This is a genomic window from Streptomyces sp. S465 (genome assembly GCF_026898115.1).
Lineage (GTDB): Bacteria > Actinomycetota > Actinomycetes > Streptomycetales > Streptomycetaceae > Streptomyces > Streptomyces luomodiensis.
Genome location: NZ_CP114036.1, coordinates 1,001,849 through 1,018,705, shown reverse-complemented (window position 1 = coordinate 1,018,705; position 16,857 = coordinate 1,001,849). Strand labels below are relative to the sequence as shown.

Below are 16,857 nucleotides of genomic sequence, written 5' to 3'. Positions count from 1 at the left end.
CACCCCCGCCCGGCGCGGGCACCGCTGTGACCTTGGCAGACTCAATGGTGTGACCAACACCGTGCTGCTCGCCGAGGACGACCGTGCCATCCGCCAGGCCCTGGAACGCGCCCTGACCCTGGAGGGGTACCGCGTCACCGCCGTGCCCGACGGCATAGCGACGCTGGCGGCCATCCACCGAGAGCGCCCGGACGTGATCGTCCTGGATGTGATGATGCCGGGCGTGGACGGACTCCAGGTGTGCCGGGTGCTGCGCGCCGAGGGCGACCGCACCCCCATCCTCATGCTCACCGCGCGGGTCGAGACCGCCGACCGGATCGAGGGCCTGGACGCCGGCGCGGACGACTACGTGGCCAAGCCCTTCGAGGTCGAGGAGGTCTTCGCCCGGCTGCGCGCGCTGCTGCGCCGCGCCGCCCCCGCCCCGGAGACCGCGCCGGAGGACGCCGCCGTCGACGGGGTGCTGGAGGTCGCGGATCTGCGCCTGGACCCCTGGGCGCGGCGGGTCTGGCGCGGCGATACGGAGCTGGAGCTGACCCGTACCGAGTTCGACCTGCTGGAGCTGCTGGCGCGCAACGCGGGCATCGTGCTGGACCACACCACCATCTACGCCCGCATCTGGGGCTACGACTTCGGACCGGGCTCGAAGAACCTCGCCGTCTACATCGGGTATCTGCGCCGCAAGGTCGATCCGGAGGGACGCACCCCGCTGATCCACACGGTGCGCGGGGTCGGCTACACCCTGCGGGAGGAGTGATGGCGCGGCTCTGGCCGCTCCGCCGTGGGCGGCCCAGTCTGCGGACCACCTTCGCGCTCTCCTTCGCGGCGGTGGCCTCCGTGGTCACGCTCCTGGTCGGCGGTCTCAGCTATGACGCGGCGGCCGGGCTGGTGCGGGTGGACCAGCAGTCGGCGTTCGACGATGTCGTCCACGATCTGCGCAGCCAGGTCCGCGGCGACAAGGTGGTCCTGCGGCAGTACCCCTCCGAGTCCGCCGTGCCCGTCCCGTACGACCTCAGGGACGATCTGCGCCGGATCAGCCGGATGGACGTCCAGGTGATCAACGGCCGGGGCACGGTCTACGACGCGGGCAAGCCCCCGCTGCCGGTGGCCGACCAGGACCGTACGATCGCCGCCTCCCGGACGGCGGGCACCCTGGTGCGGCGCGAGACCGGCATCGGCGGGGAGCAGTACCGGATGGCCACGGTGGCCGTGGGCGACGGCACCGGAGCGGTCCAGGTGGCCCAGCAGCTCAGCGACACCGAGGATCTGCTGCGGGAGCTCCAGAAGCGCACCGCGCTGTTCGTGGTCGCCGTCATCCTGGCCGCCGGACTGGCCGGCTGGTGGCTGGCCGGGCGGATCACCCGGCGGCTGGTGCGGCTGACCCGGGTCGCCGAGAGCGTGGCCGCCACGGGCCGGATGGAGGTGACGGTGCCGGTCGCCGGGGACGACGAGGTGGGCCGCCTCGGTCGGGCCTTCGACGGCATGCTCGGACAGCTCGCGCGCTCCAAGGACGACCAGCGCCGGCTGGTCCAGGACGCCGGGCATGAGCTGCGCACCCCGCTGACCTCGCTGCGCACCAACGTCTCGCTGCTGCGCCGCTTCGAGGAGCTGCCGGGGCCCGCGCGCGAGGATCTGCTGGCCGACCTGGCGGGGGAGACCCGGGAGCTGACCGACCTTGTCAACGAGCTGGTGGAGCTGGCGGCCGGACAGCGGGACGACGAGCCCCGTACGGAGGTCTCGCTGGCGGAGGTGGCCACCACCGCCGTGACCCTCGCCCGGCGCCGCACCGGCCGGGAGATCACCGTACGGGCCGAGGGCGACACCCGGCTGACCGGCCGCCCGGCCACCCTCCAGCGGGCGATCTCCAACCTGGTGGAGAACGCCGCCAAGTTCGACCAGGACGGCACCGAGCCCGTCGAGGTGGTGATCAGCGGCCGCCGGGTGGAGGTCCGCGACCGGGGTCCGGGCATCGCCGAGGAGGACCGCGAGCGCGTCTTCGACCGCTTCTACCGCGCGCCCGGAGCGCGCAGCCTGCCCGGTTCGGGACTGGGCCTGGCCATCGTGCGCGAGGTCGCCCTCGCGCACGGCGGCACCGTCTTCGCCCGGTCGCGGGCGGGCGGGGGCGCGATACTGGGCTTCACGGTCGGCGACGGCGCGGAAGCGCCGTAGCACCGCGCCGCGAAGTCCCGGCCGTCATGCCCCGACCATCGTGCCCCGGTCGGCCGGCCGGACCGGGGCTCAGGGCTTCCGGGCCACTCCGGCCCACATGTTGATGTCCGCGCTGCGGATGTCCTCCGGGCGCTCCCCGGCGTCCGGCTTCCAGTGCTGCGGCTCGGACACGCCCGGGTCGACCAGCTCCAGACCGTCGAAGAAGGCCCCGACCTCGCTCTTGGAGCGGGTGGTGAAGGAGATCCCGCTCTCCGCGTAGACCTGGACGACGTTCCGCCAGGTCTCCTCCGAGAAGTCATGGGTGGAGTGGGTGAGCATCAGATAGCTGCCCGAGGCCAGGGGCGCCATCAGCTCACGGATGATCTCGTACGGCTTGTCCTCCTCCGGAATGAAGTGGAAGAGCGCGTTCACGGAGATCGCCACCGGTTTGGCCAGGTCCAGCGTCTCATGCAGCTCGGCGGCGCTCATGATCCGCTGGGGGTCGCGCACATCCGCCTCCACATACGCCGTACGGCCCTCGGGGGTGCCGGTGAGCAGCGCCTGGGCGTAGGCCAGCACGATGGGGTCGTTGTCGGTGTAGACCACCCGGGCGTCCGGGGCGGCTTCCTGGGCGACCTGGTGGAGGTTGGGCTCGGTGGGGATGCCGGTGCCTATGTCGAGGAACTGCCGTATCCCCGCCTCCCGGGCCAGCCAGCGGGTGGCGCGGTGGATGAAGCCCCGGTTGACGGTGGCGTTGAGCCGGACGGTCGGATAGACCTCCAGCACCTTCCCGGCGGCCTCCGCGTCGACCTCGTAGTGGTCCTTGCCGTTGAGGTAGAAGTCGTACATCCGAGCCGGGTGCGGCTTGGTGGTGTCGATGTGGCCAGGGGCGAGTCCGTAGTCGGTCACGCGGCCCTCCGTTCCGGTGCGGTACCCGCCGAAGTGGTCAGGTTTGGTTCTGGACGTGAGAGAAGGAAATCCGCGGCGCCGGCCTTGGCGCCCTGGATGAACTTCTCGAATTCATGGTGGGTGTAGATCAGGGCAGGGCCGTCGGGATCGGTCGACTGGCGCAGGGCGACCCGCCCGTCGCTCAGCCTCAAGACCTCTACGCAGGCACCGCCATTGGGACCGCTCCACGGCTTCGCCCAGCCTTCGGTCCCCAGATGTTTGGCCGGCATGCCGTTGTACACATGTACCTGATCCACAGTCAGATCTCCTCGCGAATCCCACGGAGATAGCTCTCCGTGCGCCGCGCCGGTGTGGCCTGGGTGCCCATGCGGTCAAGGGCTTCCAGATAGGCGGCCACATCGGAGCGTTGGTCGAGATAGCCGGCGCCGGTCAGGCCCTCGGCGTAGACGATGTCCGGCAGTTCCGGGATCTGGAACCGGAAGAGCTGGAAGGGGCCGCCCATGCCCGGGTGCGGGCCGGCGGAGAACGGCACCACCTGAAGGGTGACGTTGGGTCTTTGAGCGGCCTCGATGAGGTGGTCGATCTGGGCGCGCATCACGTCCGGGCCGCCGATGGACAGGCGGAGCACCGTCTCGTCCATCACGACCCACAGGTGTGGCCCGTCCGGGCGGTTGAGCAACTCCTGGCGCTCCATCCGCAGGGCCACCCGGCGGTCGAGCTCCCGGTCGGACCCGTGGGGGAAGCCGATCGAGAGCAGGGTGCGGGCGTACTCCTCGGTCTGGAGCAGCCCGGGGATGAAGTGCGGCTCATAGGCGCGGATGCGGCTCGCCGCGCCCTCGAGACTCACATAGAGGCTGAACCAGTCCGGCAGCACATCGCGGAACCGGTGCCACCAGCCGGGCCTGTTGGCCTCCTCGGCGAGTGCCAGGAAGGAATCGATCTCCTCCTGCTCGGCGCCGTAGGTCTGGAGCAGCTTCTCGACGTAGGGGAGTTTCAGGCCGACCTCGGCCTTCTCCATCCTGCGCACCGTGGTCTGGTTGACGTGCAGCGCCCTGGCAGCCTGGTCGTAGCTGACGCCGGCTTTCTCGCGAAGGTCCCGCAGTCGCATGCCGAGGACCATCTGCCCGACGGTCGGGGCAGATCGCGCTTCACCCACGTCGTACCTCCTGGGACGGTCTTTTCAGGAGTCAGTGTGCCACGTGCGAGGTGAGGGGAACAGAGTGCTCTGGCTATTCTGCATTTTGCAGATCGCACCTTGCCAACTGATGCTTACAGCAACGATAGTGACAGGTGTGACCAGTCCAACGTGACTGCTGTGTCGCGTACTTGCGGCATTCACGTACGGCATTCACGCCCCCACAGGTAGACGGACGGAAGGCACATGGCCGTGGCATTGCGTCAACGCTCGACGATGGCCCACCACCTGGACGCCGGGAGCGTTGACGCCGCCCTCCGTCAAGAGAGGTTCCAGCTGCCCGCCAGAGGGACCTCGGTCGCCGTCGCCCGGCACCGGGTGCGGTCGCGGGTGCCGGAGTGGGGGTTCCGGGAGGATGTCTGCGACGCCGCCGAGCTGGTGATGTCCGAGCTGTTCACCAACGCCCTGGTGCACACCGGGAGCGAGCAGATCCTCTGTCTGCTGCGCGCCCATGAGCGCCGGATGCTGTATGTCGAGGTCGCCGACCAAGGCGGCGGACCGGCCGTCCCCACACCGCGGGTGGCCGGTCTGGAGGATGAGAGCGGACGCGGACTCGCGCTGGTCCGCGCCCTGGTCGACGCGTGGGGGGATCGGCCGGGCGTGAACGGCGGACGGGTCGTGTGGGCCCAGATGAGCGTGGCCGTCGGCTAGCCGGCGCCCGCCCGCCGCCCCGGCGTCACACCGCGGTCTTCTGCTGCTTCCCCGAGGCGGCCGGGCCGTCGGCCCGGCCCCGGGTGAGAGCGGCGTCGCGGGTCTCCCGCATGGTGAGGTAGACGATGAGCGAGACGGCGGCACACGCCGAGACGTACCAGTAGAACCCGGACTCCGCACCGCCCTTCTTGAACCACAGCGCCACATACTCCGCGGTGCCGCCGAACAGCGCGTTCGCCAGCGCGTACGGCAGGGCGACCCCGAGCGCCCGGACATGGGTGGGGAACAGCTCGGCCTTCACCACGGCGTTGATCGAGGTGTAGCCGGTGACGATGACCAGCGCCGCCAGCGAGAGCAGCAGCGCCCCGACGAAGGAGTCGGCGTGCGACAGTGCGGTCATGATGGGGACGGTGCCGAGCATCGAGCCGATACCGAAGGCGATCAGCAGCGGACGGCGCCCGATCCGGTCCGAGAGCGATCCGGCCAGCGGCTGCAACAGCATGAACAGGAACAGGGCACAGAAGCTGACCAGCGACGCGTCGGACTTGCTCATCCCGGCCGTGTTCGACAGGTACTTGGTGAGATACGTGGTGTACGTGTAGTACGCCACCGTGCCGCCCATGGTCAACGCGATGACCAGCGCCGCCTCCTTGCGGTGGCGCAGCAGCTCGCCGAGCGTCCCCCGCTCGTTGTCCTGACGGGTGTCCTCCTCGGTGTAGACATCGGTCTCCAGCAGGTTGCGCCGCAGCCAGAAGACCACGGCCGCGGCCACGGCGCCGAAGATGAACGGGATGCGCCAGCCGTAGGAGTGCAGCGCGTCATCGGACATGGTGTGCTGGAGCACGATCTGGAGGCCGAGGCCGATCAGCTGACCCATCGTCATCGACACGTACTGGAAACTGGAGACGAAGCCGCGGCGGCCGGGCAGGGACGCCTCGGTGAGATAGGTGGCGCTGGCCGCGTACTCACCGCCGACCGACAGCCCCTGCAGCAGCCGCGCCACCAGCAGCACGGCCGCCCCGAAGTAGCCGACCTGGTCATAGGTCGGGGCGATGGCGATGAGCAGCGCGCTGGCCGACATCAGCGTGACGGTCAGGGTGAGCGCCGCCTTGCGGCCGCGCCGGTCGGCGAACCGGCCCAGCAGCCAGCCGCCGACGGGACGCATGAAGAAGCCGACCGCGAAGATCCCGGCGGTGTTGAGGAGCTGTGCGGTGTCGTTGCCCTTGGGGAAGAAGGCTCCGGCGAAGTAGGTGGCGAAGCTCGCGTACACGAACCAGTCGAACCACTCGACGAGATTGCCGATCGAGCCGCCGATCACGGCTCGCCATGGGGTGCGGGCTGGACTTGGGGGAGCGCTGTCGGTCACGGGGTCTCCTAGTGAGCGGGTGATCTCCACACCCCTACCCCGTGGAGGGCCGGTTGGAAAATACGTGCGACGGCGGCGGTTGACGTTGTACGAGCCCGTTGGGATTGTGATGACTCCTGTTGGCTTGTGTTCGAAGTTTCGAACTTCGGGAGGCAGCCGTGAACGGCATGTCAGCACGGAGCGAGTCGTACGGACGCAGGAGATTCCTCGGCGGTGCGGCGGCCCTCGGCGGTGCGGCCGCCCTGGCCGGATGGCCCCGCCCCGCGGCCGCCGCCCCGGCCGCGACCTGGGAAGACGTGATCAACGGATCCTTCGGCAGCTACAGCGCCCTCGAATCGGAGTGGAACTACCTCTACCCCTGGGGCTCCGACCACAACGGCAGCGCCCGGATGTACGGCAGCGCCGGCGACCACAACCACATCACGCTCGCCTCCGGAGTGCTCACCCTGAAGGCGACCCGGATCACCTGGGACGAGGGCACCAGCTCCTCCTCCCCGTATCTGCCGATCCGGTATCACTCCGGCGCGGTGCACGCCAAGAACCAGATCGTGGTGACCGACCAGTTCCCCGACTACGAGGTGAAGGGCGAATTCCAGGCGCCCAGCGCCGCGGGGACCTGGCCCGCCTTCTGGCTCACCGGGGTGAACAGCTGGCCACCGGAGAGCGACATCCTGGAATTCAAGGGGAACTCCAACAACTGGTTCAACACCTTCCGCACCTCATCGGACGTATCGAGCACCATTGTCGGAGTTTCCGCACCGGGCGACTGGCATGCGTATCGCGCCTGGATCACCAAGGTGAACGGCAGCGATGTGGACATTCACTACTATCTCGACGGGGTCTGGAAAGCGGTCCACCGTGGGGCCGGATTCGTCGGGAAACCGCTCTGGCTCATCATCAATCTCCAGATGGAGGGTTCCTCGGGCTCCTCCGGCCCCAGCGGTGACACCTATTACCGGGCCCGGAACGTCTATGTGGGCCGGAACCGCACCGCCTGAAAGCACCGCTCATCGCGTGAGGATGCGGGGCGCCTGGGCGTGCGCCCGCAGTACGGCCTCGCCGCAGTCGGGCAGCCGGGGGACGGGGTCGTCCTCGCCGGTGGTCTGGCGGGGGATCGGGCGGGGCAGACGGAGCGGCGGACCGGGCTCGGAGGGCCCGGCGGGACCGGCCGGCCCCTCCTGCGGGCCAGGCCCGGCGGCCCCCTCCGGCCCGCCATTGCCGTCGGCCGCGTCGGGCCCGCCGTGTCCGGGGGCGTCCGGTCCCTCGACGGCCGTGGCGACGGCCCCGGCCGGTGCGGCCGGTGCGTCCCCGGCGGCCGTTGCGGCCTCGGCCTCCGCCTCGACGTTGTGCACCGTCAGCATGACCAGGCCGGTGCTCGCGACGAGGGCGGCGAGCACGGCGAGCAGGGCGCCGGGTGCGCCGTACCGGAAGTGCTCGCCCAGCGCCGCGATGCCGACGACGGTGGCGACCACGGGGTTGACCACGGTGGCGGTCGCCAGCGGTGAGGCCAGCCCGGCGCCCCGGTACGACGCCTGGGACAGCAGCACCCCGCTGGAGGCCAGCAGCCCGATCATGACCAGGCCGGGCAGGGCGTCCTGCCACGCGTCCCAGGTCCACCCCACGGCCACGTTCTTGGTGCACACCGACGAGACGCCGAAGGCCGTCCCCGCGGCCACCGCCAGCAGCACGGCGCGGAAACCGGGCGACCGCAGCAACCGGGCCGTCCCGGCCAGCCCCACGATGACGGCGACCGTGATCGTGATCAGCCAGCCGCCCTCCCGCTCGGTCAGCGCCTGGGCCTGCGCGGAGCCGGTCAGCGAGAGCAGCCCGGCCAGCCCCACGGTGGCCAGCAGCGCGCCCCGCCAGCCGGACGCGCCGACCCGGCGGCGGACGAACAGCGCCGCCATCGGCAGGGCGAAGACGATCGTCAGGGCCCCTAGGGGTTGCACCACGCTCAGCGGGCCGTAGGCCAGGGCGATCACATGGAGGACCGCACCGGCCCCGTTGAGGGTCACCGCGGTCCACCAGCTCCCGCGCCGCAGCGGAGCGGACGTGAGGCGCGGCGTCGTTGCCGCGACATGCTCCTGGAGTATGGCTCCGGCGGCGTAGCAGACCGCCGAGGCCAGGGCCAGCACCACGGACAGCGCGAGGGAGGTCACGTCGCGGCCCCCTGGGCCGATCGGTCGTCATCCATGACCTCATCCTCGACGGTGAGAGGTCCCCCCGTCGTCGTCCTTGAGCACAGACTTCCGAGTACTACTTGCGTAGTAGGGCCCTCCACCAATGGGGGGCCTTCGCGGCGGCCGTACGGGCCCGCTGGAGCAGTTCGTTCTGCGGCTCGGCGGGACGGTAGACGGTGAGCGCCCCCGGCCATGTGTCGATGAGCAGCTCCTGCGCGGGGTCGGAGGCCACCTCTCCGTCGTACGCCCTGCTGTCCACGCCGTCCAGGCCCGACAGGCGCAGTTGGCGCATGCGCCGCGTCGTGTAGACGTGCGACCGCCCGAGCGTGCCGGTGAGCGCCGAGATCAGCAGCCGGGTGCGGGCCAGCCGCTCCTCCCCGTCGATCGCCCGCACATCGAGCAGCCCGTCGTCGAGCTGCTGACGGTAGGCGGGCGCGAACCCCTCGGGGGAGTAGACGCCGTTGCCGACGAACAGCATCCACAGCCGCCGCTGCCGCCCGTTGACCTGGATCTCCATGGGGCTCGCGGTGCGCAGCACCCGGGCCAGCGCGACGGCGGCCGCGGGCCACTTGCCGAGCCGGCCCTCCAGGCTCTCCCGGGCCCGCACCAGCTCCGGGTAGAAGCCGAGGCTGAAGGTGTTGACGAACTGGCTGGTCCCGCCGCCCCCGGCGAGCGGGGTGGCGCGGCCCAGGTCCACGGCCACGGCGTCGCCCTCGGTCACGGCGTGCGCGGTGTCCTCGAAGGCCGGTACGCCGACGTCCAGCGCGAAGTGGTCGAGGGTGCCGCCGGGGAACACCGCGAGCGGCAGTCCGCGTTCGGCCGCGACCGTCGCCGCCGCGTTGACACTGCCGTCCCCGCCGCAGATGCCGAGTGCCCCGGCCCGGTCCGCGGCGCGCCGGGCGGCCTGCCCGAGCAGGTCCATGAAGTCGTCGTCGGGCCCGCACTCCAGGATCTCCGCGGCGGGCAGCAGCACCCGCAGCTGCTCGGCCACCGTGAAGCCGCCGGCGGCCGTGGCCACGCCGGCCCGCTGGTTGACCAGGACCACCAGCCCCTCGCCCTTGGGCAGGGCGGGTGCCGAGATCCGCGGCCGGGCCTGCGCCGGGGCCTCGGGGCGCGGCGGCCAGTAGCGGCAGGTCAGCGCGGCGGCACCGGCGCCGAGCGCGATACCGGCCAGCACATCGCTGGGGTAGTGGACGCCCACGTACACCCGGGAGGCGGCGACCGCGGCGGCGAGCGGGGCGACCAGCAGGCCGTACCGCGACGACTCCAGGGCCACCCCGGTGGCGAAGGCGGCGGCGGAGGCCGAGTGCCCGGAGGGAAAGGAGCTGGTCCACGGCTGCCGGCGCAGCCGGCGCACCAGGGGCACCGCGTCCAGGACCGGACGCTGGCGTTCCACGGTCCACTTGACCACGACGTTCGACACGAGTGAGGCGGCGGCCAGCGAACCGATCCCGCGCAGGGCGGCCCGCCGCGCGGTGCGCCCGCCGACCGTCGCGAGCACTCCGGCCGTGCCGAACCACAGCCGGCCGTGGTCGGCCGCCCGGCTGAGCCGGGGCAGCAGCGGATGGGCCCCGCGAAGCCGGCTCGCCGCGACCCGCGCGAACAGCCGGCGGTCGAAGTCACTGATGCGTCTCATGCGTGATGGGTATCCCGGAACGCCCCTCGGCACGCGTCATCGGCCACCGGCCGGCCCGGACGGACCGGGGCCCGCCGCGGGTCAGGGTGTCGTTTCCGGTCCGCTGATGATCAGGCCGATGCCATGCCGGAAGCGGTGCTCGAAGTCGCCGACGTGCTGGGCGACCGCGGCTACGGAGGGGTAGCGCTCGTCGGCGGCCGCTCGCAGCAGTTGTGCCAGGCCGCCGAGGTCACCGGCGGCCTGTTCCTCCTGGGTCAGGCCGAGCGTGAAGTAGACCAGCGACCAGGTCCGCCAGCCGGCCTCGGCGGGGCTGTGGCCGCCGCTGAGGAACGCGCCGGCCAGGGCGTCCGCGAGGCGCAGGGTGTGCTCCTCGGCGACATACGTACCGGTCACGACCCGCGCACCGTCGCGGCGGGCGAGCAGCGCGGCGCGGTAGCGGTGGGCGAGCGTGCGCGCCCGTTCGTCCCACGGCTCCGGGAGTGGGTCGTCGGCGCATCCCTCGAGCATCGCGTCGGCCATCAGCTCCAGCAGCCGGGGCTTGCTGGAGGCGTGCCAGTACACGGTGTTCAGCTGCACGCCCAGCCGCTCGGCCACCTTGCGCATCGTGAGCTTGTCCAGCCCCGCCTCGTCGAGCAGTTCCAGTGCCGCCGTCACCACGGTCGTGCGGTCCAGGGCCATGCCGCCGTTCCCCTCAGCTCGTGCCTCACCCTTGCGCCTTGATCCTGGATCAAGTGTACTGGGTCCGCAGTTATTGATCCTGGATCAAGAGACAAGGAGATGGTGTGGTGAACGACGTCGTCGTGGTGGGGGCCGGGCCGGTGGGACTGCTGCTCGCCGCCGAACTGCGGCTGGCGGGGGTGGCGGTCACCGTGATCGAGCGCGCCGCCGCGCGCAGCCCGCACTCCAAGGCGCTGACCCTGCATCCGCGCACCCTGGAGGTGCTGGCGATGCGCGGTCTCGCCGAGCCGTTCGTCCGCGAGGGCACCTCGGTGCCCGTCGGGCACTACGGCGCGCTGCCGGTCTGGCTGGACTTCTCCGTACTGGACACCCGCTTCCCGTACACGCTGGTCCTGCCGCAACTCCGCACCGAGCAGCTGCTGGAGGAGCGGCTGCGGGCGCTGGGCGGGGAGATCCGCTGGGAGCACCGGGCGCTGGAGGTGCGCCAGGACGCCGACGGCGCCGAGGTCGACGTGGCGGGCCCCGACGGGAGGTACACCCTGCGCGCGGCATGGGTGGTGGGCTGCGACGGGGCCGGAAGCACCGTACGGACCTCCGGCGGTATCGACTTCCCCGGCACCTCGGCCACCGTGACCGGTTTCCTCGGTGACGTGATGCTCGACGCGCCGCCCTCGGCCCGCTCCATCGACAACGAGCACGGGAGCATCCTGATCGTCCGGATGTCCGACGGATGGCATCGCATCGCGGGCTCCACCAGCGACTCCCGCACCGTTCCCGCCGACCGGCCGCTCACCTTGGAGGAGCTGCGCGGCCATGTGCGCCAGGTGGCGGGCACCGACTTCGGGATGCGGGTGTCCCGCTGGCTGTCCCGGTTCGGCAATGCCGCCCGGCAGGCCGCCCGCTACCGCGACGGCCGCATCCTGCTCGCGGGGGACGCCGCGCATATGCACATGCCGATGGGCGGCCAGGGCCTGAACGTGGGGCTCCAGGACGCCTTCAACCTCGGGTGGAAGCTGGCCGCGGTCTGCCGGGGCCACGCCCCCGCCGCACTGCTGGACACCTACCACGCCGAACGCCATCCCGTGGGGGCCGCGCTGCTGGAGAACACCCAGGCCCAGACCGTGCTCGGCACCACGCACACGGCCGACGTGCGCGCCCTGCGGTCGGTGTTCTCCCGTCTGCTGGCCACCCACCCGGCGGTGAACCGGCAGTTCGCGGGGGAGCTGTCCGCGCTGGACGTGGCCTATCCGGCCACCGGGCGGGCAGCGGAGAGCGACGCGTTGGCCGGTACCCGCGCGCCCGACCTCGGACTGGACGGGGCGCCCGAGCCCAGCCTCCACCCGCTGCTGGCCGACGGGCGTTTCCTCCTGCTGCACCTCGACCCCGGCGGCGACGGCCCCGGCGGCGGCACCGGGCACGCCGCCGAGCGCGAAGCGGCCGGTGGTCCGGGCGCCGCCGAGGCCCGCGCCGCCGCCGAGGCGACGGCCGGGGGCCCGGACCGGATACGGGTGGTGACCGCACGGCCCACCACCGCCCATGACGGCTGGACCGGCCGGCGGACGGTCCTGGTGCGCCCCGACGGCCATGTCGCCTGGGCCGCCGCGTTGTCCACCCAGTGAGACGAGTTCGGTGGGTCTCGTCCGTACCAGCTCACCACGGAGGTCGGCGCGCGGCCACCGGGCCGGGAACGGGGCCCCGTCACCGACGCCTTGTCCACTCCCTGAGAATCGACGCGCGGAGCGTTCAGGCGCTGGTTAACCTGACGACAGATCCGGTTCAGCCGACACGAGGGAGTGCGCGGTGACCCCCGAACAAACACAGAGCGACGACGCGCACGCGGATAACAGCGGGCGGTTCGTGCGGGCCGTGGAGGTGGGCAGTCTGGAAGTGTGGGCGCGTTCCGCGCCGATTCGCCTGGCCGGCTACGAGGACGACCTCGCCGAGCCGCACATCCTCCAGAGCGTGGACTGATGGCCCGGCGCGAGCGCTGAGAGCGGGGAGGGCGCCGGTTCTCCGGCCGCGGCCGCTGGCAGCAAGCGGACATCCCGGCCGCCCGCCCGTCGCCTCCCTCGCCTTATGGATCACCCTCCCGGCTCGGCTACCAACTGGTAGTTAAGTCGTCCGCCCCCGCGATCCGGGAGTGGGCTGGTCGCCTCGCGCCGGACATGACAGGATGCATCTCGGGATGTCGTCCGCCTTAACCAACCGTGAGGGCGTTCGACCCCGGGGAGCAGCCGTGAGGGGGCGCAGATGGCAGTGGGTGCCGACAGGTCACCGGACGCGGCCGGCAGCCCGCTGGCGGACCGGCTCAACTACCTGTTCACCACCATGCACCCGCCGGGCGCCCCGTACACCAACGCCCATGTGGCCGAGGCGATCAGCGGTGGCGACGAGTACGGCGAGACGACCCTCACCGAGCAGTATCTGTCGATGCTGCGCAACGGCAAGCGCACCAACCCCAGCCCGGATGTGCTGCGGGCGCTCGCCAAGTTCTTCGCCGTCCCCGTCGGATATCTGCTGGGCGACTTGTCGCCTTCCCAGGCCGAGCGGGTCGAGGAAGAGGTACGGTTCCTCGTCGCCATGCGCGACAAGCGGGTCCGCAGCATCGCGCTGCGCGCCGTGGGCCTCCCGCCAGAGGTCCAGGACAGCCTCACCACGATCATCTCCCAGTTCCGGCAGCAGATGAACCTCCCGCCGGAACCGCCCGAATCCTCCGAGCCGGCCGGGCCGGACGGGGCCAACGGCGCCGGGGGGACGGACGGTTCGGGCGGTCCGGACAGCGGGGCGACGCATGGCCGGCAGTGACCCGCAGCAACTGTTCACCTCCTGGCGGCGGACCGGATACGAGGGCGGTACGGGCATGAGAATGGGCCGGATACGGCGGCGCTGCAAACAGCTCATCAAGGAGCTCGGGCTGCCCGCCTCCACCGATCTGCCCGGTCTGTGCGACATCGTCGCCCGCCGCGTCGGACGCCCCGTCCATATGGTGCCGATGAGCCTGGGCGGTGTGGTGTCGGGCATGACCGCCTCCACCGACGAGGACTACTGGATCTTCTACGAGCTCCGGACGTCCCCCTGGCACCAGATCCATATCGTGCTGCACGAGATCGGCCATCTGCTGCTCGGACACGAGCAGGACCCGGCGGTCACCGAGGACGCACTGCGGATGTGGACGCCGTCGGTGGATGTGACCACCGCGATGCGCCGGTTGGGGATGACCCCGGACTTCGCCCGTCACCACTGCTACGACAACCTCACCGAGCGCGAGACCGAGGTGCTGGGCACCCTGCTGATGGAGCATGTGGTGCCGACCTCGCCGGACCACGGGCTGCCGCTCCAGGGCCGGGCGGCCGACCTCGCCGCGGCCCTCGGTCCGGCGCTGCGCCATGTGCGCACCGACCGGGCCGACGGCGCCGACCGCACCGACGGTGGCTTACCCGGTGAACGGGGTGACACGAGCGATGTTTGACCTTGTGTATCTGTGTTTCGGCATCGCCGCGTGGACGATGGCCGGATACAAGGCCCGCGCCTGGTTCCGCGACCGCGCCAACGCCGATCTCGGCCTGGCCTGCGTGATGACCGCGTCCGTGGCGAACGTGTTCCTGTTCTCCGCGCCCAGCGTCTACCGCTGGTTCGACCGCCTCGTGGGCGTCGCCAACCTCGCCATGGTCTTCCTCTACTCCTCCGTCGTGGTGTTCGCCACCGGTGCGCTGGTGCTCCTGCTGCGCTGGACGGGGTCGGCGAGGCGGTCCGGCGTGGTGGTCGGCGCCGTGACCGCGGCCTGGACCGTGGCGATCATCGGCTTCGCGGTCGGCCGCCCGGACGCCGTGGAACACCCCCGCGACTTCAGCACCGCGTATGCCGACGCCCCCGGAGTGGTCCTCTTCCTGGTGCTCTATTTGGCCATTTTCGGAGCCGGTCTGGCGGGACTGGGCGTCCTGTGCCCGCGCTATGCCGCCAGCCTGCGCGGTTCATGGCTGGCCCGTGGCTTGCGGGTGCTCGCCGCCGGGTGCTGGCTGGGACTGGCGTACTGCGCCTGCAAGCTGATCGGTTTTGTTTTCTCCTGGGCGGGCCGTGAGCTGTACTGGCTCTCCAACGGTGTGGCCCCGCTGACGGCCTCGGTCGCGGCCCTCCTGGTGCTGGCCGGGTTCGCCATCCCCGCCGTGGGGCCGCGGGCCGCCGCGTGGCGCCGCTTCCGGCGGCTGCGGCCGCTGTGGCGGGAGGTCACCGCGCAGGCCCCCGAGGTGTCCATGGGGCGCTCCCGCTGGACCGGCTGGTGGCCCTTCGCGGACCTGGAGTGGCGGGCCAACCGGCAGATGGCGGAGATCCGGGATGTCCAGCGCGGCATACGGCGTCACGCGGAGGCCCGCGTGATGGAGATCGCGCATGTCAAGGCCAGCGCGGCCGGACTCGACGATTGGCAACTTGCTGCCGTAGTGGAAGCGGCGGCCCTCAGACGCGGTTTGCTGAACCAAGCAAGCGGACACGTACCGGAGTCCGCGGCGGACAGCGTGGTGCTGACGACAGGGGCCGAACTGGTGGACGAGCACGAGCATCTGGCCCGCGTCGCCGACGTCTACCGCCTGCCGCTGGTGGACGAGGTGCTGGCGGAACTGAGGGAGGAGACCGCCGCCGAGCGGCGGTGAGGGGGGATCACAGACGAGGTGGCCCTGGACGGGGGTCGGGGCCGCCCGTGGCACAGGCGGCGCCGGGGAGATTCAGTCCCGGCGCCGCCTCCCGGCCACCACGACGCGCAGCCGCGCACATCGCCTGGACGGGCTGGAACGCTCCGTCCGTCCAGGCCGGGAAGAGACCACCGCCTAGAGTCGGGATCCATGCAGAACACCGCGAACGCCGCCGGAACGGACGGCCCGGAGCTCGTTGACACCGCCCCGATGATCGAGGACCTCTATCCGGCCCTGGCCGCGCTCCGCGAGGCCGGCCCGGTCCACCGGATCGCCGGCACCGACGGACGGCCCGCCTGGCTGGTGACCCGTTACGAGGACGTGCGGCAGCTGTTCGCCGATCCGCGCCTCGCCCTGGACAAGCGGCACGCCGCCCCGGGCAACTTCAGCGGCTTCGCCCTGCCGCCCGCCCTGGACCGCAACCTGCTCAACATGGACCCGCCGGACCACACCCGGGTGCGCCGGCTGGTGGTCAAGGCGTTCACCCCCGGCCGTGTGGAGAAGATGCGCGAACCGGTCCGGCGGATCGCCGACGAACTGCTCGACGCCATCGAGGCCGACGGCCGTGCGGACCTGCTCGCCGCCTACGCCGGACAGCTGCCCATCATCGTCATCTGCGATCTGCTCGGCGTACCGCAGCAGGACCGGCGCGACTTCCGGGCCTGGAGCGACGCCCTGATCACGCCCGACCCGGCGCGGCCGGGGGCGGCGAAGGAAGCGGTCGGCAGCATGCTCCGCTTCTACACCGGGCTCATCGCGACGAAGCGCGCCGAACCCGGCGACGACCTGCTGTCCGACCTCATCCGGGTCCGGGACGACGAGTCCGGGGACGGTGACGACCGGCTCACCGAGGACGAACTGACCTCGCTCGCCTTCCTCATCCTCCTCGCGGGCTACGAGAACACCGTCCATCTCATCGCCAACTCGGTGCTCACCCTGCTCGACCACCCCCAGGTCCTCCAGAAGCTGCGCGAGGACCCGGGCGGTCTTCCGGCTGCCTTCGACGAGCTGGCGCGGTACGAGGGCCCGGCGTCGCTGGGCATCCGCCGCTTCCCCCTGGAGGACATCGAGATCGGCGGTGTGACCATCCCGGCCGGGGAGACCGTGCTGCTCTCGACGGCCTCCGCACACCGCGACCCGGCCCATTTCCAGGATCCGGACGCGTTCAATCCACATCTTGGCCGGTCAGGTCATCTTGCGCTCGGTCACGGCATCCACTACTGCCTCGGCGCGCCCCTCGCCCGGATGGAGACGGAAACCGCTCTGGCCGCGCTGCTTCGGCGTTTCCCGGGGCTGCGGCTGGACGTCCCGAGGGAGCGGCTGCGGTGGCGGCCGTCCATCCGCGCGCGTGGCCTGATCTCGCTCCCTGTCGCCTGGTGAAGCGGGGAGGCGTACACGTTTTTGATGCGTGA

At 71.5% G+C, this 16,857-nt stretch carries 17 protein-coding genes; 10 read left to right on the top strand and 7 right to left on the bottom strand.

Features of this window, described 5'->3' with window-relative positions; genetic code table 11:
- Window positions 1-49: 49 nt before the first annotated feature.
- Together N6H00_RS04175 and N6H00_RS04170 are read left to right on the top strand one after the other, a co-directional pair.
- The gene (locus N6H00_RS04175; RefSeq protein ID WP_268970172.1) at window positions 50-754 is read left to right on the top strand and encodes a response regulator transcription factor; all 705 of its coding nucleotides are present in this window, start codon (window positions 50-52) and stop codon (window positions 752-754) included.
- Window positions 754-2,166, top strand: coding sequence for a sensor histidine kinase (locus N6H00_RS04170; RefSeq protein ID WP_268970171.1), 1,413 nt, complete (start codon window positions 754-756; stop codon window positions 2,164-2,166). Before N6H00_RS04175 ends, N6H00_RS04170 begins: the two co-directional genes overlap by 1 nt.
- 69 nt (window positions 2,167-2,235) lie before the next feature.
- On the opposite strand, the gene N6H00_RS04165 is transcribed toward N6H00_RS04170, so the two are convergent.
- Genes N6H00_RS04165 through N6H00_RS04155 form a run of 3 tightly spaced genes read right to left on the bottom strand, consistent with a single transcriptional unit; the run spans window position 2,236 to window position 4,210 of the window.
- Window positions 2,236-3,054, bottom strand: a complete 819-nt coding sequence (locus N6H00_RS04165) for an SAM-dependent methyltransferase (protein WP_268970170.1) — start codon at window positions 3,052-3,054, stop codon at window positions 2,236-2,238.
- Complete coding sequence (locus N6H00_RS04160) at window positions 3,051-3,350, bottom strand: DUF397 domain-containing protein (protein WP_268970169.1); 300 nt, start codon at window positions 3,348-3,350, stop codon at window positions 3,051-3,053. The genes N6H00_RS04165 and N6H00_RS04160 overlap by 4 nt, the downstream gene beginning before the upstream one ends.
- Before the next feature lie 2 nt (window positions 3,351-3,352).
- Window positions 3,353-4,210, bottom strand: a complete 858-nt coding sequence (locus N6H00_RS04155; RefSeq protein ID WP_268970168.1) for a helix-turn-helix domain-containing protein — start codon at window positions 4,208-4,210, stop codon at window positions 3,353-3,355.
- Between the two features lie 225 nt (window positions 4,211-4,435).
- Here N6H00_RS04155 and N6H00_RS04150 point away from each other — a divergent pair, with 225 nt between their 5' ends.
- A complete protein-coding gene (locus tag N6H00_RS04150; protein ID WP_268970167.1) occupies window positions 4,436-4,900 on the top strand; it encodes an ATP-binding protein in 465 nt (154 codons plus the stop codon).
- 25 nt (window positions 4,901-4,925) lie between these two features.
- Here the strand turns inward: N6H00_RS04150 and N6H00_RS04145 are convergent, their stop codons facing one another.
- Entirely contained in the window at window positions 4,926-6,266 is a 1,341-nt protein-coding gene (locus tag N6H00_RS04145) for an MFS transporter (protein ID WP_268970166.1), read from the bottom strand.
- Between the two features lie 167 nt (window positions 6,267-6,433).
- Between N6H00_RS04145 and N6H00_RS04140 the strand changes: the two genes are divergently transcribed.
- On the top strand, window positions 6,434-7,264 hold the full coding sequence (locus tag N6H00_RS04140) for a twin-arginine translocation signal domain-containing protein (RefSeq protein WP_268970165.1): 831 nt from the start codon (window positions 6,434-6,436) through the stop codon (window positions 7,262-7,264).
- A gap of 9 nt (window positions 7,265-7,273) precedes the next feature.
- On the opposite strand, the gene N6H00_RS04135 is transcribed toward N6H00_RS04140, so the two are convergent.
- The 3 genes from N6H00_RS04135 to N6H00_RS04125 form a co-directional block, all read right to left on the bottom strand.
- Window positions 7,274-8,425 carry a DMT family transporter gene (locus N6H00_RS04135; protein ID WP_268970164.1) on the bottom strand — a complete coding sequence of 384 codons (1,152 nt, stop codon included), beginning with the start codon at window positions 8,423-8,425 and terminating at the stop codon, window positions 7,274-7,276.
- Between the two features lie 97 nt (window positions 8,426-8,522).
- The gene (locus N6H00_RS04130) at window positions 8,523-10,082 is read right to left on the bottom strand and encodes a bifunctional phosphatase PAP2/diacylglycerol kinase family protein (protein WP_268970163.1); all 1,560 of its coding nucleotides are present in this window, start codon (window positions 10,080-10,082) and stop codon (window positions 8,523-8,525) included.
- 81 nt (window positions 10,083-10,163) lie between these two features.
- On the bottom strand, window positions 10,164-10,760 hold the full coding sequence (locus N6H00_RS04125; protein WP_268970162.1) for a TetR/AcrR family transcriptional regulator C-terminal domain-containing protein: 597 nt from the start codon (window positions 10,758-10,760) through the stop codon (window positions 10,164-10,166).
- 107 nt (window positions 10,761-10,867) lie between these two features.
- On the opposite strand from N6H00_RS04125, the gene N6H00_RS04120 reads away from it, so the two are divergent.
- The 6 genes from N6H00_RS04120 (at window position 10,868) to N6H00_RS04095 (ending at window position 16,825) form a co-directional block, all read left to right on the top strand.
- Window positions 10,868-12,379 carry an FAD-dependent monooxygenase gene (locus N6H00_RS04120; protein WP_268970161.1) on the top strand — a complete coding sequence of 504 codons (1,512 nt, stop codon included), beginning with the start codon at window positions 10,868-10,870 and terminating at the stop codon, window positions 12,377-12,379.
- A gap of 181 nt (window positions 12,380-12,560) precedes the next feature.
- Window positions 12,561-12,731, top strand: a complete 171-nt coding sequence (locus tag N6H00_RS04115) for a hypothetical protein (RefSeq protein WP_268970160.1) — start codon at window positions 12,561-12,563, stop codon at window positions 12,729-12,731.
- A 279-nt stretch (window positions 12,732-13,010) separates the two neighbouring features.
- The gene (locus tag N6H00_RS04110; protein ID WP_268970159.1) at window positions 13,011-13,565 is read left to right on the top strand and encodes a helix-turn-helix domain-containing protein; all 555 of its coding nucleotides are present in this window, start codon (window positions 13,011-13,013) and stop codon (window positions 13,563-13,565) included.
- Window positions 13,552-14,229: an ImmA/IrrE family metallo-endopeptidase gene (locus N6H00_RS04105; protein WP_268970158.1), complete on the top strand. Its 678-nt coding sequence runs from the start codon at window positions 13,552-13,554 to the stop codon at window positions 14,227-14,229. The genes N6H00_RS04110 and N6H00_RS04105 overlap by 14 nt, the downstream gene beginning before the upstream one ends.
- The gene (locus N6H00_RS04100; RefSeq protein WP_268970157.1) at window positions 14,222-15,406 is read left to right on the top strand and encodes an MAB_1171c family putative transporter; all 1,185 of its coding nucleotides are present in this window, start codon (window positions 14,222-14,224) and stop codon (window positions 15,404-15,406) included. Before N6H00_RS04105 ends, N6H00_RS04100 begins: the two co-directional genes overlap by 8 nt.
- Window positions 15,407-15,595: 189 nt before the next feature.
- Entirely contained in the window at window positions 15,596-16,825 is a 1,230-nt protein-coding gene (locus tag N6H00_RS04095) for a cytochrome P450 family protein (RefSeq protein ID WP_268970156.1), read from the top strand.
- Window positions 16,826-16,857 lie beyond the last annotated feature (32 nt).